Consider the following 25908-nt stretch of genomic DNA (forward strand, 5'->3'; position numbering starts at 1 on the left):
GGGTCCGGCTCAGCGGTGCTCGGGGTTCTCTGCCCCCGGCCGGCAGCCGGCGTCCCACTCCGAGCGCTGGTTGCCGTGTGCGGGGACACCTCCGGCGCGTTTGAGCAGGGCCGCCATATGCATCAGGTTCCAGGTCATGAAGCTGGTGTTGCGGTTGGTGAAGTCGTTCTCCGGGCCGCCCGAACCGGGATCCAGGTACGAGGGACCGGGCCCCGCCGCTCCGATCCAGCCCGCGTCCGCCTGCGGCGGGATGGTGTAGCCCAGGTGCTGGAGGCTGTAGAGGACGTTCATCGCGCAGTGCTTGACGCCGTCCTCGTTCCCGGTGATCAGACAGCCACCGACCCGCCCGTAATAGGCGTACTGGCCTTGGGAGTTGAGGAGGCTGGAGCAGCTGTAGAGCCGCTCGATGATCAGCTTGGTGACAGAGCTGTTGTCGCCCAGCCAGATCGGTCCGGCCAGCACGAGGATGTCGGCCGCCATCACCTTCTCGTACAGCGCGGGCCAGGCGTCCGTGGCGAAGCCGTGCTCGGTCATGTCCGGATAGACGCCGACGGCGATGTCGTGGTCGACGGCACGGATCTCGTCCGTGGCCACCCCACACGCATCCATGATCGCCCGGCTCTTGTCGATCAGCCCCTGGGTGTGGCTGAGCTGGGGAGAGGGTTTGAGCGTGCAGTTGACGAAGAGCGCACGCAGGTCGTCGAAACGGTAACTGTCCCCGGTCGGGGAGGGCGTTGCTGTCATGGCGGGCTCCAGGTGGAGTGGTCAGGGTGGGGCGGGCAGGCGCCTGCGCGCCGTCCCGGCGGCAGCGTCTCGCGGAACGTGTGCGTTGTCCCGCTGCGACGCACCGGCGCACGGGGCTTTCCGCCGAGACGCTCGTCCCCTCGGTCGGCGCCGTGTCACCACCCCGTCACCAGCAGGTGGTTGAGGAGCAGGGCGAGGGCGGCCTGTGCGGTGAGCCAGGCGCGGGGTCGGTTCAGGAAGGCGGCGGCCGGGAGCAGCCACACCACGAACGGTAGCCAGATGCGCTCCGTTTCCGCTTTGCTCATGCCGGAGAGGTCGGCGGCGAGAAGCGCGAGCAGGGCGGCGCCGACGAGCAGGGCGAGACGGGGTTCGCCGTCGGGGCGGCGCAGGCACCCGCGAACACCCTGGCGGACGGGAGCCGCACCGGCGCGGCGCAGCCCGGCCACCGTCGCCGGACCCACGAGGAGCACCGTGCACGCGAGGTTCGCCCACACCCAGTACCAGTACGGACGAATACCGCCGGCCCCTTGGTAGTAGCGGGTGACCAGCAGGCGGTACGCCTCCCACCAGTTGAAGCCCACGAACGTGAACACGGCCGGCAGGACGACGAATCCGGCGATGACGTAGGGCAGGGGCTTAAGCCGTCGGGAGCCGAGCAGCAGGACACCGCCGGCGATCACCGCGAACAGTGTCAGGCCGTACGACAGATACACGACCAGGCCGAACAGGAGCCCGGAGGCAAGACCCGCCGACCGGGGCCGGTGTCCCGTGACCGCGAGGGCGAGGAAGGCGACGGCCCAGGCGGCGACCGCCGTGAAGTACCCGTCGGCCGAGGTGCCCATCCACACGGCGGCCGGGGCCAGCACCAGGAAGGGCGCGGCACGGCGGGCGAGTTGCTCCCCGCACAGTGCTCGTACGGTGACGAGAACCGCCGCCGCCGCTGTCGCCCCGACGGTGATGCACCAGACGCCCGCCCAGGCGCCGCCGCCCAGCCCGATCCGGTCGAGGAGGACGAAGGTGAGGGTCGCCGCGGGTGGATGTCCGGCCACATGAGCCGGCCAGGCGTCGGGTGAGTGGATCACGATGTGGTGAGTGAAGTCCCGCAGGGCGGCCGGGATGTCGTGGAAGCGGTTGACGGGGTTGATGACCTGGAGGTACTCGTACTTGGTCGTCAGCCGCAGGGCGATTCCCCGCTGCCATCCGTCGACCAGGGCGAGCGAGAACGTCCACGCCATGGCGGTGCCCCAGGCGCTCCACAGCAGCGCGCGCCAGGGCAGCCGGGCGGCCAGGGACGGCCCGTACGCGACGACCGCGACGGCCACCAGGATCGCGGCGGGGGTGCCGGGGCCGAGATGCGGCTCCCAGTGGCCGTACAGCGGCGGCCAGCTGACATGAAGGTTTCCGTAACGGTGTTCGAGGAAGGTGCCGACCACAGCCGCCGTCGTGACGAGCAGCGCTGCGGCCAGGGCCGCGGACAGGTCGCGGAGAAGATCGCGGTTCACACCGGCACGCTAGGCCCGGAAGGGCCGCCTGAGGCTCCGGCGAGCCTGAACGTCAGTGTTTCGTCATGAGTTGCCGGGCCCGTCCTCGGCCGGTTCCCGGCACGGTGAGGAGCCCGAGGCGCCGACTCCCCGCCCGAGCGCGGGTATGTCGATCTCCTGTACGGGGGATCGTCAGAAGTACGGGACGGGGGAACGTACGGGGGGATGTGCCATGGGGCGGGGACTCAGCGCGCCCGCGGCCACTGACGGCGGCGGTTTCTGGGAAGGCTTCTGGCAGCAGAGCGGCGGCACCGCCGTGTGGGTGCTCGGCATCTTCGCGGTCACCGTGGTCGTCGTCATGGTGCGCCTGGGGTCCGGGCTGCTGCTGCGCCACCAGAGCAACCGGTTACTGCCGGTGGTGGTGTGCGAGGACCGCGGTCTCCTCGGCGGTCAGGGCGGCGGGCACCGGGGCAACGGCATCGGGCAGGGCGGCGCGGACCACGCCCGGCAGTCCGCGCGTACCGGGGAACTGGCCGCCTACATCACGGAGCACATGGCCGCCGACGGGCTCGGCCCGCGCGTCCTGACCCCCGGCAGCGGCACCACCACCGGCCCCGACCCGGCCCCGGAGACCGCCTCCTCCCCGCACGGCTGGGTGGACGTGATGAAGCGCCTCGCCTTCTTCCAGCCCCGGGCGTATCACGTGATGCTGCACTGCGTGTCGGCCGACAGGACGCAGCCCAGCTTCTCCGTACGGATTATGTACATGCCGAAGAACGTCATCGTGGCCGCCGCCGTCCTGGAGGGCGAGACCCTCGCGCCCGGGGCGACGACCGAGGAAAGACGCAGACGCGACAAGAAGCTGTACGAGCGGATCGCCTGCTACTGCACCGTCAAGATCCTCGGCGACCCGCGCTCCCAGGACCGCATCCCCCGCTGGGAGAGCTGGGGCGACGACCTCGACTCGTACCGCTTCTACCGCATGGGCATCAGGGCGCAGGAACGGGCACTGGCCGCGAAGAAGCAGCGCGACCCCGATCAGGAACTCGCCCACTACCGGCACGCCCTCAAGCACTACGACGAGGCCGCGGCCCTGGTCCCCGGCAACCTCACCGTCCGGCTCCAGCAGGCCGGTGTCCGGGAACTCATCGGCCAGGACGGCGGCACGGAGGAGCCCGCCACCCACATCCAGCGCGCCATCGAGATCTACGAGGACTGCGTCCAACTGTGGCCCGAGCACGTCGAGACCGCTTACCGCTTGTCCATCGCCTGCGCCGAGCAGCGCCGGCACCGGGAACAGGGACGCCACTGGCCGGCGGACTACGAACGGGAGTCGCGCGAGCATCTGAGGCTGCTTCAGAAGCGCCTGTCCTGGTCGGTCATGGCCCGCCGCTACGCCCGCACCTGGCTTCCGGGCCGCCGCAATCTCGGCGAACGCCGTTACTGGCTCCAGTGGTTCACCTTCGAGCGGCCCCACCCCTCGCTGCGCAGTCGCCGCCGTTCCTTCCTCGCGGCGGTGCGCATCGCCGAGGCCGCCGACCAACTGCGGATGCTCCAACCGCCGGAGCCCGAGAAGCTGCGGGAGGCGTTCAGAACGGTGGCCAAGGAAGTGACCGGCGGTGTCTGGGCGCGCTGGGGCTGGCTCTGGGGCGGTCCGAACTGGGGGATACGCCGTCTGCTGCACGCCGACCACCGACGCGGCGGCGACCACGCGGGCTATGGCTCCCCCATGCCGACGTCCCGGCAGCGGGGAGCGCATGCGCGTACCCACGCCGAGGTGCTGATCGCCGGCCCGTCGCCACGGCACCGCGTGCCCACCCGCGCCTCCACCGGCTATCTCGTCTACTACAACGCCGCCTGCTTCCTCAGCCTGGCACTCGGGGTGGAGCCCCCCTCGGGCTCCGTGACCTGGTCCGGTGACGAATGGCGGGAGGACTGCGCGAGGGCGGCCGTGGCCCACCTCAACAGCAGCCTGCGGGTCACCCGCAGCCAGTTCTCGGCGGCCTGGGCCGAACGTGACACCGACCTGCGCCCACTGTTCACCGGCCGCCTGCGCGACGACACCGTGGCCGCCGACCCGCCGCGTTGGGCGCGGATCGGGCGCAACTGGGCCGGTTTCGCGGGGATCCACGTCACCGACTGAGGCCGTCCGATCCGCGCGCGGCCGACGCCGGGCCGGCCGGTCCTGCCGTCGGGTGACGTACGGCAGGACCACCGCCCGGCCTACTCGGACCGGCCTACTCGGACCGGGATCCGGCGGAGCGGGATCCGGCGGAGCGGGTCCGGACGATGGCGAAGGCCGCCGCCGCCAGCCCGAGCGCGCCCACGACCAGCCCGGCGATGCCGAGCCCACGGGCGGTCGAGTCGCTGCTGGAGGCGGTGGCCGTGGCGGCGCCGGAGCTCTTCGCGGTGGCCGAGCCGGTGACGGCGGTCTTCGCCCCGCCTTCCGTGGCGTCCGTGCCGCCGGTGCCCTCCGTGCCCTTCGCGGTGAGCTTGAGCACTGGCGCCGGATTTTCCGGCTCGTCCCCGCCCGAGGACGCCTCCTCGATCCAGCGGACGGTCGTGCCGTCGGAGTACGTCTGCAGGGTCTTCAAGGTCAACTGGCCGACGTCGTCGGGGAGTTGACCGAAAACCACGTCGAAGTCCTCGAACTGCCCGGCGCCGATCCGACCGCCGGTCCAGGTGATCTCGGAGACGGCGTCGGAGATGGTGCCGTCGTCGGTCTTGACCGGCGTCTTGAGCTTGGTGTTCGTGACCTTGGGGGTCCAGCCGTCGTGCGGCGAGACGAGCACACCGAGCACCGGGTGGTCGGTCGGCAGGAAGACCTGCACCTTCGTGGTGCGCGCGGTGTCCTCCTCGTTGGGGACACGGAAGGTCAGGACGCCGTCCGTGGCGCCCTTCGCGTAGCTCTCGGGGTGCACGGTGACATGCGCGGAGGCGACACCGGCGGCGGCGAGGACCCCGGCGGCGGCGAGAGCGGCGACGACGCCGGCGCGGCGCAGGGTGGTGGTGCGAGTCGTGGACATGGCTGAGTGGATCTCCGTACTGGGGAGAAGGGATGTCGGGTGTCAGATCGCGTACGACATCCCCGTCGGCGGTCCGCGCCGGTGCACGGCGTACCGCAACCGCACCTGTCGCGGCCGCCACGCCCCCTCGGCGGCGGAACGCACGGAACCCGGCGTACCCGAAGCGCCCCGGAATCCCCGCACCACCTGCCACCAGGCGGCGAGCCCGGGCAGGAACGCGACCGCCCGTCGCAGCAGCGACCACAGCGCGGCCTCGCCGCGCCGCAGCCACCAGGTCAGTACCAGGGCCGCCCCGACATGCGCGGCGGTGGCGTGCGGGGTCAGCGCGTGGGAGTGGGACATCCGCATACCGTGCATGACCATCGCGGCATGCGGCCGGGCGACGCCGAAGGTCAGATGCAGCCCGCCCTGGGACGCCAGCGTCGCGCCGCCGATCCCGGTCAGCGACCGCTCCCGCCCGCCGAGCAGACAGCCCACCGCGAAGACCGGAAGGGCCCCCGCGACCTGCGCCCACACCGGCGGCGCCACTCCTACGGCCAGCGCGTGTCCCCCGGCGGCGAGCAGCACGCACAGCACGGCGAACACCGCCGCACGCAGGCTCCGTACCGCCAGGGAGGCACTCACGTCGCACGATGCTGCCATGCGGCGCGAGGGTCTCTCCCCCTGCCCCCGCATACGCATCACGCCACGGCCGATCGGATCGAACCTGCTCCCTCCTTACGGGTCGGACACGGACGCCGTTCAGTACCGAGACCTGTCCCCGGTCACTTCTCCGCCCGGGTGGCCGCTCAGTCGTCTGTCGGGTTGCCCAGGCCTGTGAGAGCGCCGACGGGGTCCAGGTCGGGGGTGTCGCGGGGCCACCAGTCGTCGTGGCCCGGTTCGGACTCGTACGCGTACCACAGGCCGTCCTGGCCCAGGCGCAGTTGTATGTGGCCGCGTGGGTGGGTGAGGTGGTTGCGCCAGGGTCTGAAGGCGGGGAGGTCGGCGGCGAGGAGGAGGGGGCGGGCCCGGTCGAAGCGTCCGGCCGGCGGGTCCCAGGCCTCCTCGAGGACCGCGAGTCCGTCGAGCCCGCCCTGCCGCCAGGCGGCCACCGCGCGCGCCAGTTCGGCCGGGGTGCGGCCGGCGCCTCTGGCGAGCGAGGAGTAGAGGGCGCGGGTGCCGGCGGTGAGGCCGGAACCGGGGCGGGCGGCGGCGAGACGCACCGCGTCCTGCCACAGGGTCAGTTCGCCGACCGGGTCGTGGCCGGTGGTGAGCAGGGTGTGGGCGCGGGCGGCGGCGTCCGTCGCCAACTGGTCCAGCGCGAAGGGGTCGGGGCCGCCCGGGGACGCCGGGTAGGCCGGGGGTGGCTCGGGGTCCGGGCGGGGCGGCAGCGGCGCCGGGAGCGGCGAGAGGAGGCGCGGGGCGAGCGCGTCGGAGGCCCGGACACCGGGGAAGGACGCCGGCCGCTGCTCCTGGGCGGCACGGGCGGCGTGCGCGGCGTTGCGCCGGGACAGCTCGTCGAGCACCTCTTTTTCGCCCCGGCCCCGCAGCAGGAGCAGCACGAAGGGGTCGGCGTCGAGGAGGCGGGCGGTCTGGTAGCAGAGGGCGGCGGCGTGCTTGCAGGGGTGCCCGGAGTCGGGGCAGCTGCACCGGGGGTCGAGGTCGCCCGGAGCGGGCAGCAGCGGTGCTCCGCAGTCGGCGAGGGACTGGGGCATCTCCTTGTCGAGCAGCGCGGCGATGTGCCCGGGCCGCGCCACGGCGGCGTCCAGGAACCGTTCCCACTCCTGGTCGCCGAGGGTGCGCAGCCGCACCTGGACGCGGTACGGCCGCGGCCGGGAGCCCTGCACGTAGGCGAGCACGAGTCCCGGCGTCACGGTGATGGCGTCGACGTGCCCCTTCGCGGCGTATCCGCGTCCCCGTGTCAGCCGGGCGGCGTCCAGGGCGCCCTCTTCCAGGGCCGCCACCCAGGCGTTTCCCCACCAGCTCTCCGCGAAGCCGCCGCCGCTGGATGCCGTCTGCCGGTTCCCCGAGGCCGGCAGAGCGGGGAAGGTGCGGCGCAGCTCACCGTCGCGGCCGGGAGCGGCCATGGAGGAGGACACGGAAGAGGAAGAGGAAGCGGTACGTGGGCTGCCGGGACGGCCGTCGAGGGGTGCCCCCTGCCGGAACGCGGCGGTGGTACGGGGGTCCGCCGCACCCGGGGCTTCCGGGGCGTTCGGGGCGTTCGGGATGTCCCGCGACGCGCCCGTTGACGCCTCCGGAGCCGCGACGCCCACGGTGGCGTACCGCGAGGCCGGCGAGGCGACGGCACGCAGGACATCCCCGACGGTCACCGGCGTCGAGGTGTCCGGGCGCGGCTCGTCGTCGTCAGGAATGGAACCGGCGAGCAGTTCCCGTACATCACGCACCGGTTCCCTGGGACCGCGCTCCCGTGGGTCCCGCGCGGGCGGGGCGGGCCGCCGGGTGGCCTCGGCTGCCGCCGCCTCCGCGTCGAGACGGGCCCGCAGAGCCTCGCCCCGCGCGGCGCGCAGCGCCTCTCGGGCCACGTCACCGGGACGCCCACCCTTGCGCGCCCCGTCGCCCACCCGTCCCTCCGGAACCTTCCGGGCCGCCGAGCCGGTGTCGTCCGCCGGTGGTGTCGAGCGCCGCAGGGCCGCGCGGGCCGCGTCTCCCGGCCGGGCCTCGCGCCCGGCGGTCCCGGCGGCGCCACTTGTCCCGATCGTCTCCTGGCCCGCGCGCTCCCGTGCCGCCCGCAACGCCCTGCGCGCGGCGTCGGCGGGCCGGTCCTGCTCGGCTTCGTCCGCCAGGGGCTGCCGACCCGCCACCGGCTCCTCCCACACCGCGTCGTGTCCTTCCGCGCCCTCCGGGCGCTCCTGCGACGACATCACACCGCCCCCCTCAGCGAGACCAGGTCGGACAGTGCCCGGTCCGTCAGTTCCGTGAGGGACGACTCGCCGGAGGCGAGGATCGCGTCGGCCAGGGCCCGCTTTGACTCCAGCATTTCCGCGATGCGGTCCTCGACGGTGCCCTCGGTGATCAGGCGGTGCACCTGGACCGGCTGGGTCTGGCCGATGCGGTAGGCGCGGTCCGTGGCCTGTTCCTCGACCGCCGGGTTCCACCAGCGGTCGAAGTGGATGACGTGGCCCGCGCGCGTGAGGTTCAGGCCGGTGCCGGCGGCCTTCAGGGAGAGGATCAGGACCGGGGTCGCGCCGTCCTGGAAGCGGTCCACCATGCGTTCCCGTTCCGGGACGGGCGTGCCGCCGTGCAGCAGTTCCACCGGGACCGCGCGGGCCGCGAGGTGGGCCGTGATCAGCCGGGCCATCCCCACATACTGCGTGAACACCAGTGCCGAGCCGTCCTCGGCGAGCAGGGTGTCCAACAGCTCGTCCAGCAGGGCGAGTTTGCCGGATCGGGCGGCGAGCCGGTCGCCCGCGGCGGGCCCGGGGGCGTCCTCCTTCAGGTACAGGGCGGGGTGGTCGCAGATCTGCTTGAGGGAGGTCAGCAGCTTCAGCACCAGGCCCCGGCGGGCGATGCCGTCCGCCGTCTCGATGGCGAGCAGCGACTCGCGCACCACCGCCTCGTACAGCGCGGCCTGTTCGCGGGTCAGCGGGACCGGGTGGTCCGTCTCCGTCTTCGGCGGCAGTTCCGGGACGATGCCCGGGTCGGACTTCTTGCGGCGCAGGAGGAACGGGCGGACCAGGCGGGCGAGGCGGGCCACCGCCTCCTCGTCGTCGCCGGTCTCCACCGCGCGGGCGTGCCGGGCGCGGAACGACTTCAGGGGGCCCAGAAGACCGGGGGTCGTCCAGTCGAGCAGCGCCCAGAGTTCGGAGAGGTTGTTCTCCACGGGGGTGCCGGTGAGCGCCACGCGCGCGGGGGTCGGGATCGTGCGCAGTGCCTTCGCCGTCGCGGAGTACGGGTTCTTGACGTGTTGCGCCTCGTCCGCGACGACCATCCCCCACCGCTGCTCGGCGAGCCTTGGTGCCGCCGAGCGCATGGTGCCGTACGTCGTGAGGACGAAGCCGCCCGCCATGTCCTCCAGGGTGCGGTCCGGGCCGTGATAGCGGCGGACGGGCACACCGGGCGCGAACTTGGTGATCTCGCGCTGCCAGTTGCCCAGCAGGGAGGCCGGGCAGACCACCAGCGTGGGTTCGCCGTGGTCCCGCCGCAGATGCAGGGCGATGACGGTGATCGTCTTGCCGAGCCCCATGTCGTCGGCGAGGCAGCCGCCGAGGCCGAGGGAGGTCATGAGGTCCAGCCAGGCCAGTCCCCGAAGCTGGTAGTCCCGCAGGCGGGCCCGCAGCCCCGGGGGCGGTTCCACCGGGGTGATGCCCGCCGTCAGCCGGTCACGCAGGGCCGCCAGCGCGCCGACGGGGACCGCCTCGACGCTCTCGCCGTCGACCTCCACGCGGCCGGTGAGTGCCGCGGAGAGCGCGTCGACCGGGTCGAGCAGGCCCAGTTCGCGTTTGCGCGCCTTGCGCACGAGCGCCGGGTCGACCAGCACCCACTGGTCCTTGAGGCGGACGACGGGACGGTGGGCCTCCGCCAGGACGTCCATCTCGGCCTCGGTGAGCGGATCTCCGCCGAGCGCCAACTGCCAGCGGAACTGGAGGAGTTCCTCGCTCTCGAAGAAGCCGGTGCCGTCCTTCGCCGAGCCGGGCGCCGGACGGACGACGGCCTGGACGGTCAGGTCCTGGGCGAGGTCCCGGGGCCAGTGGACGGCGACTCCGGCGGCGGCGAGCCTGGTCGCGGCCACCCCGAGCAGGTCGTACAGCTCCTCCTCGGAGAGGGCCAGGACGTCGGGCGTTTCCTGCTCGGTGAGGCGGTCGAGCGGGGGCCAGACCCGGGCCGCGCGGCGCACCGCGAGGGCGGCGTCCACGCGTGCGCGTGCCCCGAAGGCCGCGTCGGCGGTGCCCGCCCACAGGGTCGCCGCGTCGGTCACGAGGGTGGGGTCGGCGAGGCTGTGCACCTGGACGACCGCCGCGCCCGCGGTGCGCACCCGGTCGGGGTCGTCGAACAGCTCGTACGCCGACAGGTCGAGGCGGAGCGAGATCCGCACGCCCGCGTCCATGCCCGCGGCGACCTCCGCCGCCCAGTCGTGGGCGTCCGGCAGCCGCTGGGCGGGGCGCGCGGCGAAGGGCAGCCCTGACGCGTAGGGCGCCGCCGGGGTGCGCGGCAGGGTGTCCGCGACGGCGTCCAGGAAGGCGCGCAGCAGCGCCTCCGGCTCGGGCAGCAGCAGGGGGCCTGAGCCGGGCAGGGGCACCGCGTGGCCTTCGTACGGAAGGGCTGCGGCGATGGCCCTGAGGTGGGCGATGTCGTCGGGGTCCAGGGGGCCCGCGCGCCAGGCGTCGTGACCGGTGGGGGTCAGGCCGGGGAGCAGCCGGCCGCGAGCGGTGAGGCGCAGGGCGTGCAGCGCGGCGGCGCCCCAGCAGGCCGTGGCGGGGTGGGCGGCGGGGTCGCGGCGGGCCCGCACGAGCAACGGCAGCGCCGCGTCGACGGGCAACGTCAGCGCGGGGGTGGTGCGGCGGCGGACGCCGGCGCCGTGCCGTCGTACGACCGTCAGTTCCGTATGCCCACCCGGTCCGTCGCCCTCGTCCGGGAGGCCCGTGTCCCCTTCCGGGTCCCAGAAGGCGATGCGGCCCTCGCGCGGGAGGGGGGCGGGGAGGAAGACGGCCGCGAGGCGCACGGACACGTCCGCCACCGCTGTCGCCGGTGTCTGCCGACTCATGCGTGCGTCACCTCCCGCCCTCGTGTCGTGTCCGTCGAGTCGGACGTCTTCGACTGTACGGGCGGGGTCTGACAATCGGTCCCGGCGACCGGCCGGAGGGGGTCGCGCGGCCGGTCAGGGGGTCGTGCGCGAGACGACGTACACCATGTAGTGGTTGGGCTTCGCCCACTTCACGACGATGTGCTGCGTGGGCGCCGGGTTCTTCTGCTTGTGGGCGAGACCCCACCACGGGCCGGGCTGCTTGAACTTCCAGCCGACGATCTTCTGGTCCCGGGCGCTGATGGGGAACTGGTCCTTCTTCAGGCTGGTGCGGGGGACGCCCATGGCCTTGAAGAAGTGGTCGAGCCCCGCGTTCGTGGTCATGAACTGGACGTACAGGCGGCTGGTGCGCCAGTTGTTCGTCTCGTAGTACGCGACCTTCGTCGACAGGATTCCCGGGCCGTCGGCCTTGCGCGGGACGGGCACCTCGTAGATGTGCCGCTGGACCTTGGAGGGCCAGGCCGTGGTCAGGCCGCGCGCCGCCCATTTCCGTTCCTTGTCCTTGCCGCTGTCACGGCTCTGGTTGGCGGAGATCACCAGATAGCCGGCCGGGACACCGATGAGCAGCACGATGATCAGCAGGGTCAGGGCGCGGCGGCGGATCATGTGCCTGCGGTCCTCGGGCTGCCCGGGCTGCTCTTCGAGGGCCATGACCTGGCGCGGCAGGGAGGCGGTCACAGCGGCCCCTGGGTGGCGCGCCGGGTGGTCTCGACGAACTTCTCGAAGCGCTCGTACCGCTCGACGCGGCGCCGGTTGGCGCGCCGGAAGCGGCGGGCGACCAGCCGGGCGAGGTCGGCGGCGCCCACCATGCCGGCCTCCGGGCCGAGCTGGGCGCGCGCGATGCGGGCCTCGGGCCGGTAGCCGCGGCCGGTGAGATGGCGGCGGAAGGCGTCCCGGGCGGGGCCGATGAGCAGGTCGTCGGCCGCGGAGACACCGCCGCCGATGACGAAGCAGGAGGGGTCAAGGGCGGCGGCCAGGTTGGCGATGCCGACGCCGAGCCACTGGCCGATGTCCTGGAGCAGCTCGATGCACATGGCGTCGCCCTCGCGGGCCAGCTCGGTGATCATCGGGCCGGTGATGTCGGCGATGTTGCCCTTGACGTGCTCGATGATCCCGTACGCCACCGGGGAGTCGGCGGCCGCGAGTTCCCGCGCCTCTCTGACCAGCGCGTTTCCGGAGCTGTACTGCTCCCAGCAGCCGCGGTTGCCGCACGGGCAGCGGTGGCCGCTCGGGACGACCTGCATATGGCCGAACTCGCCGGCGACGCCGAACTTGCCGCGCTTGACCTGGCCGTCCTCGAGGATCGCGCCGCCGATACCGGTGCCGAGCGTGATCATGACGAGGTGGTCCTCGCCGCGTCCGGCGCCGAAGCGCCACTCCGCCCAGGCGGCGGTGTTGGCGTCGTTGTCGACCAGTACGGGGACGGCGAGCCGGCCCGCGAGGCGGTCGCGCAGGGGCTCGTTGCGCCACGACAGGTGGGGGGCGAACAGGACGCGGCTGCGTTCGGCGTCGACCCAGCCGGCCGCGCCGATGCCGACGGCGTGCACGTCGTGCCGGTCGGACAGGTCGAGGACCAGCTCGGTGATGGTGTCCTCGACGACCTTGGGGCTCTTGGACTTGTCCGGCGTCTCGGTCCGGATCTTCTCCAGGATGTTGCCGTCGGCGTCGACCACTCCGGCCATCACCTTCGTGCCGCCGATGTCGATGCCGACGGTGGGCACCCGGGGGGCCGTGAGGTGGGAACGGCGCTCGCGCGTGCCGACGGTACGCAGCGCCGGTGCCCGGCGGGAGCCGATGGGGGCGCTGCCCTCTCGGGCGGAGCCGGCCAGTGCCCTGGGGAGTGGGAGATCGCGGTAGCTGCTCATCGGGAGTGATTCTGCCTCACCGGCAATGGGCGTGCGTTGCGGGGGAGCGAGGGGGCAGTGCGGGGCGTTCGCCGGGTGCGGGTGCGTCGGGGTCGCTCGCACGGTTCCCCGCGCCCCTGAGGGGAACGGGGCCGCGTCCCTCCCCTCAGGGGCGTACCAGTAGCTGGAACTCGAACGAGTAGCGGGTGGGGCGGTAGGTGTGGGTGCCGAACTCGACCGCTCGGCCCGTGTCGTCGAAGGTCGTGCGCTGCATCGTGAGGAGCGGGGCGCCCTCGTGTTCGGCGAGGCGTTCCGCCTCCTCGGGCGTCGCCCCCCGGGCGCCGATCGACTGCCGGGCGCTGTGCAGGGTGATTCCGGCGGTGCGCATCAGCCGGTACAGCCCGGTGGCCTCCAGCTGGCCGGTGTCCAGGTCGAACAGGTTGGGCGGCAGGTAGTTGCAGAGGTACGCCATCGGCTCGCCGTGGGCCATCCGCAGCCGTTCCACGCGGTGTACGTCGCTGTCCTCGGCCACGTTGAGCGCGGCGGCGACCTCGGCGGAGGCCCGCACGACGGTGTTGACGAGGACCTTGGTCGCGGGGCGCTGGCCCGCCGCCTCCAGGTCGTCGTACAGGCTGCTCAGCTCCAGGGGGCGTTTGACCTGGCTGTGCACGACCTGCGTACCGACGCCCCGGCGGCGTACGAGCAGGCCCTTGTCCACCAGGGACTGGATCGCCTGGCGCACGGTGGGGCGGGACAGGCCGAGCCGCCCGGCCAGCTCTATCTCGTTGCCCAGCAGGCTGCCGGGGGTGAGTGCGCCGTGCTCGATGGCGGCTTCGAGCTGCTGGGACAGCTGGAAGTACAGCGGTACCGGACTGCTCCGGTCCACATGGAGTTCCAGGGGCACTGTCGGATCCACATCTGGTTTCGGCACGGCCTGAGCGTAGCTCCGGTGATTGTTGACGGGAAGTCGTGTAGTTCGATTGTCCTGACATACGCATTGACAGCGCGCCCGGTCGGACCCCAGTTTGGTTCTCATGCGCATCGGAGTCATCGGGACCGGCCGTATCGGTACATTCCACGCGAACACCCTGAGCCGCCATCGCGAGGTCGGGGGCTCCCTCATCGTCACGGACGCGGACAGTGGGCGGGCGCAGGATCTCGCGCACCGTCTGGGGGCGACGGCCGCGCCGGGTGTCGACGAGATCTTCACCTGGGGCGTGGACGCCGTGGTGGTCACGGCGGCGACCTCGGCCCACGCCGAACTGATCGGTCGGGCAGCACGGTCGGGCCTCCCGGTGTTCTGCGAGAAGCCCATAGCGCTCGATCTGCCTGCCACGCTGTCCGCGATCGCCGAGGTCGAGGCGGCCGGGACGATCCTCCAGATGGGCTTCCAGCGCCGTTTCGACACCGGTTACACGGGTGCCCGCGACGTCGTGCGCTCCGGGAAGCTGGGCCGTCTGCACACCGTCCGCATGATGACGTCCGACCAGACGCCGCCCGCGCCCGAGTATCTGCCGCTGTCCGGCGGCCTCTACCGGGACGCCCTGATCCAGGACTTCGACATCCTGCGCTGGGTCACGGGGCAGGAGATCGTCGAGGTGTACGCGACGGGGTCGGACGCCGGGCCCCCGATGTTCCGCGAGGCCGGCGACATCGATACGGCCGCCGCGGTACTCACCCTGGCCGACGGCACGCTCGCCACGGCGACGGCGACGCGGATGAACGGCGCGGGCTACGACGTCCGCATGGAGCTGGCCGGCGAGCTGGACCAGGTCGGCGTCGGCCTGGACGACCGTACGCCGATCGCGTCCACCGAACCGGCCGGACCGCCGGCCGCGAGCAAGCCGTGGACGGGCTTCCTGGAGCGCTTCGGCCCCGCCTACGAGGCGGAACTGTCGGCCTTCGTCGAGGTGGTGCGCGGTGAACGCGCCAATCCGTGCGACGGGCGCGAGGCCCTCTCGGCCCTGCGCGTCGCCGAGGCCTGCGAACTGTCCAGACGGGAGCACAGACCCGTACGCCTCACGGAGATCGCGGGCGGGCGGGAGTAAGGGCCGGGGCGAACAGCCTCCGTCACTTCTCCACCAACAGGCGAACGCCCTGTCAGGTCCAGGGCGCCACGACGACGAAGGAGCGGTCGGCCCGGTACGCGGCGGTGTTCTCGACACGGTCGAGCCACAGCTGAAGGTTGTCCCGGTGGCGGAGGTAGCGGCCCGGGTAGTTGTACGACTCCAGGGAGACCGAACCGGCCGTGGCACCGGAACGGGGGCAGAAGGTCGCGTCCTTGTGGAAGAGGACGGATCCGTCGCCGGTGTCCAGCCGGATACGGAAGGCGTAGTGCCGCAGATACCTGCCCGTGGCGTCCCTGAATGAGTAGCAGCGGGGGTCGGCCAGGCCGGGAACGACGGTGAAGGTGGCCGCCCGCCGGGTGGCCGCGGAGCTGGTGGCGCCGACCGGGCCCAGGATGCCGAGCCCGCCGGACTGGCTCACGTAGTCGCCGGGGTTGTCGACCGACCGAAGGGCATGCCGCCCCAAAACCCGCGCCGCAGCCGTCGCCGCCGGGGCTGCTGTCGGCGTCGATGTCGGAGTGGATACCGATGTCGGGGTCGGGGACGGGGTAGATGTCGGTTTCGGTGCCGCGGACGTTCCCGAGGACGGCGGCACGGACGAGGTGGCGGGCGACAGCGGGGCCGCGGCGGCGGGTCGCGGGGCCGGCTCGTGCGATCCCGTGGCGGTGTACCAGACCACTCCGGCGGCCGCGAGCGTGACGGCCCCTGCGGCTGCCGTCATCGCGGGTTTGGCGGCCAGCCTGCCGATCGTCCGCGCCGTACGGCTCGCAGCGCTCGTCGTCCGTGTGCCCGGGCCGACGGTCGCCCCGGCCGAGCCCGCCCCCAGCGTCCTGGCCAGTACCAGGCCGGTCAGGCCGACCGGCACCGGCACCAGCGCGAGGCCGGCCAGCAGCCCCTCCGCCGGTACCAGGTCGGACGAGCGCAACAGGCACTGCGGACAGTCTCGGACATGGCGGGCCAGCCGCTTGCGCCACAGCCCGGACGGCCGCCCGTCCCACGACGCGAGCACGGCGGACAGGTCTGGACAGCGCGGCGAGGCCGTCACCGCTCGTACGACGGTGCGCGCCGTCTCCAGCCGTTCCTTGACCCGCTGGACGCGGACCGCGGCGTGCTGCGGTGTGAGGCCGCAGGCCGCCGAGAGCTCGCCGCGGTTCAGTTCACCGGCGCTCTCCATCCACCACAGCGCGAGTACCTCGCGTTCCTCGTCCTCCAGCCAACGGGTCGCCTCCACCGCTTCACGCCGCTGGCCCGACAGCGCGAGCCGGAGAATCGCCAGGTCGGAGAAGTCGGCCTGGGAGTCCGTGTCGTGGGCGTTCTCGTCCAGGGGTTCCGCGGGGAGGCGGGCGCGCCCGCTCCGCCACCGGTCACGGATCTGTCGCACGGTGATGGCGACGAGCCAGGACCGGAACCGATCCGGTCGCTCCAGTCCGGGCAACCCGTCCAGGACCCGCATCATCGTGTCCTGGACCACGTCGTCGACGTCGCTGTGCCCGTCCAGCGCCCGCCCGACGATGTTGTAGACCAACGGCAGACAGCCCCGTATCAGCTGGTCCGAGGCCTGCCGGTCCCCGGCCCGCGCCGCCATGACGACGGCGACGTCCGGTCGTTCCTGCGTGTTCTGCGGGCGCACCCCGCCCCACCTGCCCCGTCCCGTTGCCGACGTGTCGAGGGCGACAGTCTCTCAGGAGCGAACCCGGAGGACTTGCCTGGGTCGCTTCCCAGGACCGCCCCACACCTCGGTCCGTGCCGTGGTTTCCGTTGTGCGCGCCGCGCCGGTGCGTCTCCTGAGCGGACGACCGCTGCGGACGACCCCGTCCGAGGACTGACGGAGGCGACGCGCCATGGCTCTCGGAACAGCATTCGACACAGCGAACGCCTGGAAAGGATGTGCCGTGCTCCTGGCGCCGGCCCTACAGTCCGGCCCTACTGTCCGCCTGTCCGTCCTCTTCCCGTTCTTCCAGTTCTTCCAGGAGTCCGGCGTCGTATGCCAACAGGGCGATCTGCACGCGGTTGTTGAGGTCGAGTTTGGCCAGGACGCGGGAGACGTGCGTCTTGACGGTCGCGACGCTCATGAACAGGGCGGCGGCGATCTCGGCGTTCGAGAGGCCCTGGCCGACGGCGACCGCGACCTCGCGTTCCCGGTCGTTCAGCGCGCCGATCCGCTCCCGGGCGCCGGCCCGCCGGGTGCCGGCCGTGCCGCCCGCCGCGTGGGCCATCAACTGGCGGGTCACCGCAGGTGAGAGGACGGGGTCCCCGGCCGCGACGCGGCGTACCGCCGCCAGGATCTCGGCGGGCGGGGTGTCCTTGAGGACGAAGCCGGCGGCGCCCGCGCGCAGGGCGCGCAGTACCTGGTCGTCGGCGTGGAAGGTGGTGAGGACGACGACCTGCGGGGCGTTCTTGAGGGCCCGCAGGCGTTCGGTGGCGGCGAGGCCGTCCATCGTCGGCATCCGGATGTCCATGAGCACGACGTCCGGGCCGGTGCGGCCGACGAGCGCCTCGACCTCGCTGCCGTCGGCGGCCTCGCCGACGATCTCGATGTCGTCGGCGCCGCCCATCATGAAGGACAGGCCCGCCCGTACCAGGGGGTCGTCGTCGACAAGGAGCAGTCTGATCACGGTCATGGCCCCACGTAATCACGGTTGTGCGGCACCCGGAGCCGTCCTGGGCGCCGCACCGCTAGATTGCGGACCTGAACTCCCGTGAAGTGAGGGGCCTTTCGTGCGTTACCGACTGCTGGGCCGGACCGGCCTACGTGTCTCCGAGCTCTTCCTCGGGGCCATGACCTTCGGTGAACAGGGCGGGGTGGGGGCACCCCGGGAGGAGTGCGCGCGCCTTCTCGACGCGTACGAGGACGCGGGCGGGAACGTCGTCGACACCGCGATCAACTACCGCGGTGGTGCGAGCGAGCGGATCCTCGGCGAACTCCTCAGAGGGCGGCGCGACCGGCTCGTACTGTCCACGAAGTACACGATCTCGCGCGACGGCTCCGACCCCAACGCCGCCGGCAACCACCGCAAGAACCTCGCGCTGTCCCTGGAGACGAGCCTGCGCAGGCTCGGCACGGACTACGTCGACGTGTACTGGGTGCACATCTGGGACCGTGCCACGCCCGTCGAGGAGACCATGCGCGCCCTTGACGACGCCGTGCGCTCGGGGAAGGTGCTGTACGTCGGTATCGCGGACGCGCCGGCCTGGGTGGTGTCCCGGGCCAACACCCTCGCGGAGTGGCGGGGTTGGTCACAGTTCGCCGCGCTGCAGGTGCCGTACAGCCTGCTGAACCGGGACATCGAGCGTGAACTGCTGCCCATGGCGGAGGCGTTCGGGATGTCGGTGGCGGCCTGGAGTCCGCTGCACAACGGCATTCTGTCCGGCAAGTACACGCGCGCGCGTGGCATCGCCCCCGACGAGTCGGTACGGCTGTCCGCGGACGCGATCGGCGAGCGCGAGCACACGGTCGCGCGGGCGGTGCAGTCGGCGGCGGACGAACTCGGCGTGTCCCCGGCGCAGGTGGCCATCGCGTGGACCATGGCGCACTCCCCCGCCGTGCACCCCATCGTGGGCGCGCGCCGGGTCGAGCAGCTCACCGACAACCTGGGCGCGGCCGAACTGGCGCTGCCCGCCGACCTGGTGGCGAGGCTGGACGAGACGACCGGTTTCCGGCCGGGCTTCCCGACCGAGTTCATCGAGGAGACCTCGGCCTGGGTGTACGGGGAGGCGGGACAACGGGTGGTCCCGCGTACGGGGCGCGGCTGACAGCGCCCTCTTCTGTGCCGACCGGCCCGTCAGGAACCCCATGGCAGCCAGGCCCGTACGGCGAACCCCTTGTCCCCCGCCACGCCGTGCTCCAGCCGGCCGCCCGCCAGGGTCGCGCGTTCGGTCAGGCCGATGAGGCCCTGTCCGGAGCCGGGGACGTGCGGGACCTCTCCGGGAGGTGCGGGATTGCGTACGGAGACGGTCAGGCCGTCGCCCGGGGCTCCCGCGAGACGGACCGTGACCTCCGCGCCCGGGGCGTGCTTGCGGGCGTTGGTGAGGCTCTCCTGGACGATCCGGTAGGCGGTGCGGCCGACGGAGGCGGGGACGGCGGCCGGTGCCGTCACGCGGCTTTCCAGCACGATCTTCATGCCGGCCGCGCGGGACTCGGTCACGAGCGGGTCGAGCGCGGCGAGCGTCGGCTGCGGGCGCCCCGCCTCCTCCGCGTCGCCGGTCCGCAGGACGCCGATGATCTCCCGCAGGTCCTGGAGGGCCTCGTGGGCGCTCTCGCGGATGACCCCGGCCGCCCGCGCGACCTCCTCGCGGGGTGCGTCGGGCCGAAACTCCAGGCCGCCGGCGTGGACGCTCAGCAGGGTGAGGCGATGGGCGAGCACGTCGTGCATCTCGCGCGCGATGGCCTCGCGGGCGAGCCTCTGGGCCTGCTCGGCCCGCAGCGCCGCCTCCGTCTCGGCCCGCCGCAGCCGGTCCCGCAGACTCAGTGTCAGCTGCCGCTTGGCCCGCACGAACATGCCCCAGCCGACCGCGGTCGCGGACAGCAGGACGCTGAGGGCCACCGCGGCGAAGTACGGCAGGTCTGGGTCCGGTCGCAGCCAGAAGTAGCACGGGATCACCGCGGCGGAGGCCCCGCCGACGAGGCCGACGTACCGGAAGGGCCGGTGCACGGCGAGGGAGAAGAGGGCGACCAGGCCCGCGCCGCCCGCTGTGCTCGACACGAGGCTCACCGCGAGCATCGCGACGGCGAGGCCCAGCGGCCAGCGGCGGCGGAGCCAGACGGCGGCGCAGGAGAGGGCGCCGAGGCACTGGTCGGCGACGGCGATCGCGTGGGGTGTGTGCGGGTCGCCGGCCAGGGCGTTGGCGCCCAGCACGCCGACGAGAACGGCCAGCAGGAAGCAGGTGAAGTCGACGACCCAGTCGCGCGCGGTGCGCCGGGGCTGTGCGGACCTGCCGAAGCGTCCGGCGCGCTGTTGCCCGGGGCCACGACCGGTGTCGGATCCGGGGTCGGTTCCGGGTTGCGGTCCGAGTGCGTCGAGCACTGCCGACGGGAAGAGCCATCGCCGCCCGGGGAATGCCGTCGGGGCGTCGGGAACGGACGTCGTCGACCTGTCACCACTCACGGTCGACAAATCTACGCGGGGATGGGCGGCGCCGGACGTGCCGCATCATGATCGTCGACCAAAGTCGCACCGGCGCAGACTTTAGGCGCCCGTGCCGGAAGGGATCGGCGACTTCGGGAGGGCGGGCATCACCCTGCGGCCGATGGAGGCGAGGGGTCCGGGGGGCGAGGATCCCCGCATGAAGCAGCTACTGGAAGTCCTCGGTTTTGTCGCCCTGGTGCAGGGCGTCGCGGGCCTGCTGAGCGAATTCACCGACCTGGACTGGGGCTTCGTACACAGGATCGGATTTCTCGACGGCTACGAGACCTACGCGAGCGTGGCGCTGCTCGTGCTGGCGCTGGCGCTGTTCGCCGCCGCCGAGAGCCGGAAGTCCGGGTGACCGAAGTGGGGTTCGGCTCGCCCGGGCTTCCGGCCTGTCGTGCTCTTCAGTCGGCGGCGGTGTCAGCAGCCGTAGTTGACCAGGTCGAACGTCGCGTAGTGGTCGGAGGTGTAGTAGTCCTCCTGGGACTCCTCACCCGTGATGATGCGGCGCGCGCCGCGCGTGGAGGAGCCAGGGGTCTTGACCGTGTACTCGTGGTAGTAGCCGGAGGACTGCGCGGGCAGGACACGCTCCCGGTTCTGGAAGACGACGCCGTCCTGCGAGTACGGGAAGGGCCCGCCCCGCGCGATCAGGTCGAGCGTGGTGTGGGCCTGCGACGGCAGGTCGCCGTAGCAGATGCTGCCGACCGACGAGGTGGCGGCACCGGCCGGGCCGGCGGTGACGGTGCCGCCGACCAGGAGGGCGGACAGGACGGCGGCCGAGGCGCCGATGCGGGTGATCCGTGGGGGGAATCTCATGCCCCCATGATGACGCGCGTAGATAGTGGCATGTCAACGTCAACTCTGCAGAGTTTGCCGTCCCGTCCGCCGAGTTTTCACGGTGTTAACCTGCGGCCCGAGCTCTCCACCTCTCCCCGCACGCGCACACGTGACGAGCCGTCACGTATCGCCGTCACATTCCGCCGCGCGGCCGCCCCGTCAAGCGTTCTGCGGAAGCTCGTACGTGCCGTACTCCGGGCGGCCCGCGAACTCGTACGTCTGGATGGAGACGCCCGCCGCCGTCGTACGGCCCCCGGCGTGCCGGAAGGCGGTCGGGACGACGCCCTCCGCGAAGAGGCGGCGGCCGGTGCCGAGGACGACCGGGAAGGTCAGCAGGTGGACCTTGTCCACGAGGTCCAGGGCCAGGAGGGACTGGGCGAGGAGGCCACTGCCGTGCACCTGGACCTCACGGTCGGTGCGCTCCTTGAGTGCGGCCACCTCCTTGCCGAGGTCGCCGCTCAGCACGGTCGTGTTGGCCCACTCGGGCTCCTGGAGGCCGGCGGAGACGACGTACTTCGGCAGGGTGTTCAGCTTGGACGCGATCGGGTCGGCGGGATCGGTGACCTTGGGCCAGTAGGAGGCGAAGATGTTGTACGTACGGCGGCCCAGGAGGAACGCGTCGACGCGTTCGAAGACCTCGACCACGAACCGGCCGAAGTCCTCGTCCCCGTACGGGACGCTCCAGCCGCCGTGCTCGAAGCCGCCTCGTGGGTCCTCCTTGGGGCCTCCGGGGGCCTGGTAGACGCCGTCGAGGGTGACGAAGGACGTGAGGGTGAGGGTGCCCATGGCGGGTGCCTGCTCTCTGGGAGGGGTCAGCTCTCATCACCTCAGACCCCTCCGGCACCCGCAACTCATCGCGTACGCCGCCGGTGGTACCGGCGGCGGCCGTCTCAGCCCCCGAGCTCCTGATGCCGGGCCCGCAGTTCGGCCGCCCCCTCCTCCGTCAGGGAGCCGAACAGGCGCAGCCGTGAGATGCCGCCGTCCGGATAGATGTCCACGCGCGCGTGCGTGCCCGTCGCCGGGGCCGGCAGGACGAAGCGGTGGTTGGTGTCGGGCTGGAGACGGGTGCGCGGGAGGATCTCCGCCCACGCGCCGTTCTCGCCGTCCCGCAGCGACACCGTGGCCCAGCCCGCGCTGTTCCCCTTCAGATACGCCGTGTCGATCTCGACGGCCCGGATCTCCGAGCGGGCCACCAGCCGGTAGCGGATCCAGTCGTTGCCCCGGTCGCGGCGGCGGCGCGTCTCCCAGCCGTCGTCCATCTTGCGGGAGCGCCCCGGCTGGATGGTGTTCGACGCCGGTGAGTAGAAGCGGTCGGACGCGTCCTCGGCCCGGCCGCCGTTCTCCAGGGCGACCACGTCGAAGGTGCCCAGCACCGCGAGCCAGGCAGGGTCGGGGGCGACCTCGCCGTACACCCGCAGGCGCGCGATGCCGCCGTCCGGGTGCTGGTTGACCCGCAGGTGCGTGAAGCGCTGTTCGAGCGACACCTCGAAGCCGTTGGCCGCGTGCCCGCCCACCTTCGTGCGCGGGACGAGCGTCGTCCACTTCACGTCGTCCGACAGCAGTTCCTCGGGGGACGGGGTGCCGGGCACCGACACGCCCTCCACCGACACCGCCTGTGGGTAGTTGCCGCGGAAGTGGGCCGTGTCGACCACGATGCCGCGTACGACGCCCGGCGCGCCGAGCCGTACCAGCGCCCAGTCGTGGTCCTCCTCGGTCGGCCAGGGGTGCTCGGCCGACGCGCCGCGCCGGCGCCGCGTCTCCCAGCCGTCCATGATCTTGCCCTTGTGGCCGAAGTTCTCGGGGACGAACTCGGCGGGCTCCGGCACGAGCATGTTCTCGCGGTCGGCGAAGAACTCGTCGTTGGCGGCGATCACGCCGGCGCCGAGGCGGCGGTCGGCGAGGTTGGCGTACTGGGTGAAGGGGAAGTCCGCGGTGCGGTGGTCCGCGTACGGGTCGCCGCCTCCGTAGGGTTTCGCGTCGCCGGTGAAGCTCGGAATCGCGGTCACGGTGATCAGTTCTGCCTTTCGGACTTCGGAGTCGGCCGGTGCGGGTGCCGTGGGAGGGGAGCCATGGGGGCAGTCATGGGGTACGGGTGAGGAGGCGGCCCTTCGGTTCGGTGAACTCGCCCTGCGCCACGATGCGTTCGCCGCGCAGCCAGGTCGACTTGACGACGCCGCTGAGGGTTTTGCCCGCGTACGCTGTCACGCGGTTGCGGTGCTGCAGGGCGGCCGGGTCCACGGTGAACGTCTCGTCCGGCGCGAGTACGGCGAAGTCGGCGTCCCGGCCCGCCTCGATGGTGCCCTTGCGTGCGTCGAGGCCCACCAGGGCGGCCGTACGGGTGGACATCCAGCGCACGACGTCCTCCAGGGAGTGGCCCCTGCCCCGCGCCTCGGTCCACACCGCCGCGAGGCTCAGCTGGAGCCCCGAGATGCCTCCCCACGCGGTCGCGAAGTCGGCGGTCTTCAGGTCGGCGGTGGACGGCGAGTGGTCGGTGACCACACAGTCGATCGTGCCGTCGGCCAGCGCCTGCCACAGGAGGTCCTGGTTGGCTGCCTCCCGGATGGGCGGGCAGCACTTGAACTCGCTGGCGCCGTCCGGGACTTCCTCGGCGGTGAGGGTCAGATAGTGGGGGCACGTCTCCACGGTGATCCGCACCCCCTCCGCCTTCGCCGCGGCGATCAGCGGCAGTGCGTCGCTCGACGACAGGTGCAGGACGTGCACGCGCGCGTGCAGGCGCTTCGCCTGCTCGATCACGTTGGCGATCGCCCGGTCCTCCGCGCCGCGCGGGCGCGAGGCGAGGAAGTGGGCGTACTCAGGACCGCCCCGCTGCGGGGCCGTGTCGAGGTGGTGGGGGTCCTCGGCGTGCACGATGAGCAGGCCGTCGAAGCCGGCGATCTCGGCCATCGACAGCGCCAGTCGCTCCTGGTCGAGGTGCGGGAACTCGTCCACGCCGGACGGCGACAGGAAGGCCTTGAAGCCGAAGACCCCGGCGTCGTGCAGGGGGCGCAGGTCCTTGACGTTGTCGGGCAGCGCGCCGCCCCAGAAGCCGACGTCGATGTGCGCCTTGGCCTCTGCCACGTCCCGCTTCGTACGGAGGTGGTCGACCGTGGTCGTCGGCGGCAGGGAGTTGAGGGGCATGTCGACGAGGGTCGTGATGCCGCCGGCCGCCGCGGCGCGCGTGGCGGTCCAGAAGCCCTCCCACTCCGTGCGTCCGGGGTCGTTGACGTGCACATGGGTGTCGACCAGTCCGGGCAGCAGGACGTCGTCGCCGAAGTCCTCCAGCCGAGCGCCGGGCGGTACGTCGGCCTCGTACGGCAGTACGGCCGCGATCCGGCCGTCGGCGACCGCGACGGTGGCCGCACGCGTCCCCTCGGGCGTGATGACGCGCGTCGAGCGCAACACCAGTTCGATGCCGGACACCCGGACCCCTCTCTGTCACCGTGAATGTCGGAATGTCGCCGAATCCCGCAGTATCCCGATCCCGCGGAATCCCGCGTTAACTTCCACGTAACGGAATTCAACTTTCTGTTGACGGAGTCTTCACCGGCCGCGCCGTACCGTCAAGACTCACCCTGCCCACCCGCCCGGCCCGCCGCCAGCCCGGCGGGGCCACCACGGCAACAACCTGAATGTTTCCACAGGACGGAATGAGATTTCCAGAAAAACAGAACGTAGCCACGCACCAGCACTCCGTCAAGCAACCGCCCGGTAGGCTGCACCATCGCCTGTCAGCCGTGAAAGGAACGCGCCGTGCCGACGCCCAGCGCCAGCTCCACCGACGCCGCCAAATCCGCCGCCGCGAGCGGTGGTGTCCAGTCCCTGGAGCGTGCCTTCGATCTGCTGGAGCGCATGGCGGACGCGGGCGGTGAAGTCGGCCTCAGTGAACTGTCCGTGAGCAGCGGACTGCCCCTGCCGACCATCCACCGGCTCATGCGCACGCTCGTGTCCTGCGGTTATGTACGACAGCAGCCCAACCGCCGGTACGCGCTGGGCCCGCGCCTGATCCGCCTCGGTGAGTCCGCGTCCCGGCTGCTCGGCACCTGGGCCCGCCCCTATCTGGCCCGGCTGGTCGAGGAGACCGGCGAGACGGCCAACATGGCGCTCCTGGACGGCGACGAGATCGTGTACGTGGCGCAGGTTCCGTCCAAGCACTCGATGCGCATGTTCACGGAGGTGGGCCGGCGCGTCCTGCCGCACTCCACCGGCGTCGGCAAGGCGCTCCTCGCCAACCTCCCGCCGGACGAGGTGCGTTCACTGCTCGCTCGTACCGGAATGCCGGCCGCGACGGAGAAGACGCTCACGACCCCGGACGGCTTTTTGGCCGCCCTGGCGGACGTACGCCGTCTCGGTTACGCGGTCGACGACAACGAGCAGGAGATCGGCGTCCGCTGTCTCGCGGTCTCCGTCCCCGACTCCCCCACCGCCGCCGCGATCTCGATCTCGGGCCCGGCGGGCCGGGTCACCGAGGAGGCGACGGACAAGATCGTGCCCGTGCTGAAGCAGGTCGCGGCCGAACTGTCGGTGGCGCTGGCCAGCTCGGGCAACCCGGCCCACTGACACTCCGCGACCGACACTCGGCCACTGGTCCTCGGCCGTCCTCAGCGTCGCGGCGGACGGCCGAACAGTTCCACTGCCGCGCGGACCTCCGACAGACCCCGGGCGAGCGCGCTGACGGAGCCGATCGCGCCGGCGATCAGGAGTAACGAGCGGCGCAGGCGCGGGACTTCGGGGCTGCCGGTGATCACCATCGCGGCCAGACTGGCCAGTTCGTCCTCGGCGATGCCCCGGTCGGGGAACTCGGCCGGATGCGCGGCGAGTTCACGGCGCAGCCGGGACACCGCCGTCCGCAACCGCGCCACTCTCGGATCTTCGTCGCTGCCGGTCACCGACCTCTGCCCCAAGCTCCGCAACACAGCACTCCCCCACTGGCCCCCCACGTGCGCCCCTCACGCCCGCCGCACCCCCCCTTGCGCCGACCCAGCGCCGGGGACGCGGGACAGTAAACGCCACCCACGCGACCGACGCCACACCACGGACCGAAATT

At 72.3% G+C, this 25908-nt stretch carries 22 protein-coding genes; 5 read left to right on the forward strand and 17 right to left on the reverse strand.

Annotation, left to right across the window (positions count from 1 at the left end; translation table 11 throughout):
* Nucleotides 1–9: 9 nt before the first annotated feature.
* The gene (locus ADL01_RS19170; RefSeq protein ID WP_053743236.1) at nucleotides 10–744 is read right to left on the reverse strand and encodes a flavodoxin family protein; all 735 of its coding nucleotides are present in this window, start codon (nucleotides 742–744) and stop codon (nucleotides 10–12) included.
* Nucleotides 745–899: 155 nt separating this feature from the next.
* The gene (locus tag ADL01_RS19175) at nucleotides 900–2246 is read right to left on the reverse strand and encodes a hypothetical protein (RefSeq protein WP_053743237.1); all 1347 of its coding nucleotides are present in this window, start codon (nucleotides 2244–2246) and stop codon (nucleotides 900–902) included.
* Nucleotides 2247–2457: 211 nt separating this feature from the next.
* Between ADL01_RS19175 and ADL01_RS19180 the strand changes: the two genes are divergently transcribed.
* Nucleotides 2458–4368 (forward strand): hypothetical protein, encoded by a 1911-nt coding sequence (locus ADL01_RS19180; protein WP_053743238.1) that lies wholly within the window; start codon nucleotides 2458–2460, stop codon nucleotides 4366–4368.
* 94 nt (nucleotides 4369–4462) lie between these two features.
* Here the strand turns inward: ADL01_RS19180 and ADL01_RS19185 are convergent, their stop codons facing one another.
* The 7 genes from ADL01_RS19185 to ADL01_RS19215 form a co-directional block, all read right to left on the reverse strand.
* On the reverse strand, nucleotides 4463–5251 hold the full coding sequence (locus ADL01_RS19185; RefSeq protein WP_053743239.1) for a YcnI family protein: 789 nt from the start codon (nucleotides 5249–5251) through the stop codon (nucleotides 4463–4465).
* Between the two features lie 42 nt (nucleotides 5252–5293).
* Nucleotides 5294–5893, reverse strand: a complete 600-nt coding sequence (locus ADL01_RS19190; RefSeq protein ID WP_053743240.1) for a hypothetical protein — start codon at nucleotides 5891–5893, stop codon at nucleotides 5294–5296.
* A 146-nt stretch (nucleotides 5894–6039) separates the two neighbouring features.
* Nucleotides 6040–8112, reverse strand: a complete 2073-nt coding sequence (locus ADL01_RS19195; protein WP_078960612.1) for an SWIM zinc finger family protein — start codon at nucleotides 8110–8112, stop codon at nucleotides 6040–6042.
* Nucleotides 8112–10952, reverse strand: a complete 2841-nt coding sequence (locus ADL01_RS19200) for a DEAD/DEAH box helicase (RefSeq protein WP_053743241.1) — start codon at nucleotides 10950–10952, stop codon at nucleotides 8112–8114. The genes ADL01_RS19195 and ADL01_RS19200 overlap by 1 nt, the downstream gene beginning before the upstream one ends.
* A gap of 114 nt (nucleotides 10953–11066) precedes the next feature.
* The gene (locus ADL01_RS19205) at nucleotides 11067–11669 is read right to left on the reverse strand and encodes a hypothetical protein (protein WP_053743242.1); all 603 of its coding nucleotides are present in this window, start codon (nucleotides 11667–11669) and stop codon (nucleotides 11067–11069) included.
* Nucleotides 11666–12856, reverse strand: a complete 1191-nt coding sequence (locus ADL01_RS19210) for an ROK family glucokinase (protein ID WP_053743243.1) — start codon at nucleotides 12854–12856, stop codon at nucleotides 11666–11668. Before ADL01_RS19210 ends, ADL01_RS19205 begins: the two co-directional genes overlap by 4 nt.
* A 145-nt stretch (nucleotides 12857–13001) precedes the next feature.
* Nucleotides 13002–13739 (reverse strand): GntR family transcriptional regulator, encoded by a 738-nt coding sequence (locus ADL01_RS19215; RefSeq protein WP_107090934.1) that lies wholly within the window; start codon nucleotides 13737–13739, stop codon nucleotides 13002–13004.
* A gap of 130 nt (nucleotides 13740–13869) precedes the next feature.
* Here ADL01_RS19215 and ADL01_RS19220 point away from each other — a divergent pair, with 130 nt between their 5' ends.
* Entirely contained in the window at nucleotides 13870–14883 is a 1014-nt protein-coding gene (locus tag ADL01_RS19220; RefSeq protein ID WP_053743245.1) for a Gfo/Idh/MocA family oxidoreductase, read from the forward strand.
* 52 nt (nucleotides 14884–14935) lie between these two features.
* Here ADL01_RS19220 and ADL01_RS19225 read toward each other — a convergent pair whose 3' ends face one another.
* Together ADL01_RS19225 and ADL01_RS19230 are read right to left on the reverse strand one after the other, a co-directional pair.
* Nucleotides 14936–16531 (reverse strand): sigma-70 family RNA polymerase sigma factor, encoded by a 1596-nt coding sequence (locus ADL01_RS19225; protein WP_053743246.1) that lies wholly within the window; start codon nucleotides 16529–16531, stop codon nucleotides 14936–14938.
* 280 nt (nucleotides 16532–16811) lie between these two features.
* Nucleotides 16812–17522 (reverse strand): response regulator, encoded by a 711-nt coding sequence (locus tag ADL01_RS19230; RefSeq protein ID WP_199834871.1) that lies wholly within the window; start codon nucleotides 17520–17522, stop codon nucleotides 16812–16814.
* 97 nt (nucleotides 17523–17619) lie between these two features.
* Here ADL01_RS19230 and ADL01_RS19235 point away from each other — a divergent pair, with 97 nt between their 5' ends.
* A complete protein-coding gene (locus tag ADL01_RS19235; protein WP_053743247.1) occupies nucleotides 17620–18654 on the forward strand; it encodes an aldo/keto reductase in 1035 nt (344 codons plus the stop codon).
* Between the two features lie 29 nt (nucleotides 18655–18683).
* Here ADL01_RS19235 and ADL01_RS19240 read toward each other — a convergent pair whose 3' ends face one another.
* Nucleotides 18684–20006 (reverse strand): histidine kinase, encoded by a 1323-nt coding sequence (locus ADL01_RS19240; RefSeq protein ID WP_053743248.1) that lies wholly within the window; start codon nucleotides 20004–20006, stop codon nucleotides 18684–18686.
* A 178-nt stretch (nucleotides 20007–20184) separates the two neighbouring features.
* On the opposite strand from ADL01_RS19240, the gene ADL01_RS19245 reads away from it, so the two are divergent.
* Nucleotides 20185–20385 carry a hypothetical protein gene (locus tag ADL01_RS19245; RefSeq protein WP_053743249.1) on the forward strand — a complete coding sequence of 67 codons (201 nt, stop codon included), beginning with the start codon at nucleotides 20185–20187 and terminating at the stop codon, nucleotides 20383–20385.
* Between the two features lie 62 nt (nucleotides 20386–20447).
* On the opposite strand, the gene ADL01_RS19250 is transcribed toward ADL01_RS19245, so the two are convergent.
* The 4 genes from ADL01_RS19250 to allB form a co-directional block, all read right to left on the reverse strand.
* Nucleotides 20448–20843 (reverse strand): ribonuclease domain-containing protein, encoded by a 396-nt coding sequence (locus ADL01_RS19250; protein ID WP_053743250.1) that lies wholly within the window; start codon nucleotides 20841–20843, stop codon nucleotides 20448–20450.
* A gap of 180 nt (nucleotides 20844–21023) precedes the next feature.
* Entirely contained in the window at nucleotides 21024–21650 is a 627-nt protein-coding gene (locus ADL01_RS19255) for a dihydrofolate reductase family protein (RefSeq protein WP_053743251.1), read from the reverse strand.
* A 104-nt stretch (nucleotides 21651–21754) separates the two neighbouring features.
* Complete coding sequence (alc, locus tag ADL01_RS19260; RefSeq protein ID WP_053743252.1) at nucleotides 21755–22870, reverse strand: allantoicase; 1116 nt, start codon at nucleotides 22868–22870, stop codon at nucleotides 21755–21757.
* Between the two features lie 73 nt (nucleotides 22871–22943).
* Nucleotides 22944–24284: an allantoinase AllB gene (gene allB / locus ADL01_RS19265; RefSeq protein ID WP_053743253.1), complete on the reverse strand. Its 1341-nt coding sequence runs from the start codon at nucleotides 24282–24284 to the stop codon at nucleotides 22944–22946.
* A 330-nt stretch (nucleotides 24285–24614) separates the two neighbouring features.
* On the opposite strand from allB, the gene ADL01_RS19270 reads away from it, so the two are divergent.
* Nucleotides 24615–25421, forward strand: coding sequence for an IclR family transcriptional regulator (locus tag ADL01_RS19270; RefSeq protein ID WP_053743254.1), 807 nt, complete (start codon nucleotides 24615–24617; stop codon nucleotides 25419–25421).
* 41 nt (nucleotides 25422–25462) lie between these two features.
* Here ADL01_RS19270 and ADL01_RS19275 read toward each other — a convergent pair whose 3' ends face one another.
* Nucleotides 25463–25777, reverse strand: a complete 315-nt coding sequence (locus ADL01_RS19275) for a DUF5955 family protein (RefSeq protein ID WP_053743255.1) — start codon at nucleotides 25775–25777, stop codon at nucleotides 25463–25465.
* Between the last annotated feature and the right edge of the window lie 131 nt (nucleotides 25778–25908).

Source organism: Streptomyces sp. NRRL WC-3618, assembly GCF_001280005.1.
Lineage (GTDB): Bacteria > Actinomycetota > Actinomycetes > Streptomycetales > Streptomycetaceae > Streptomyces.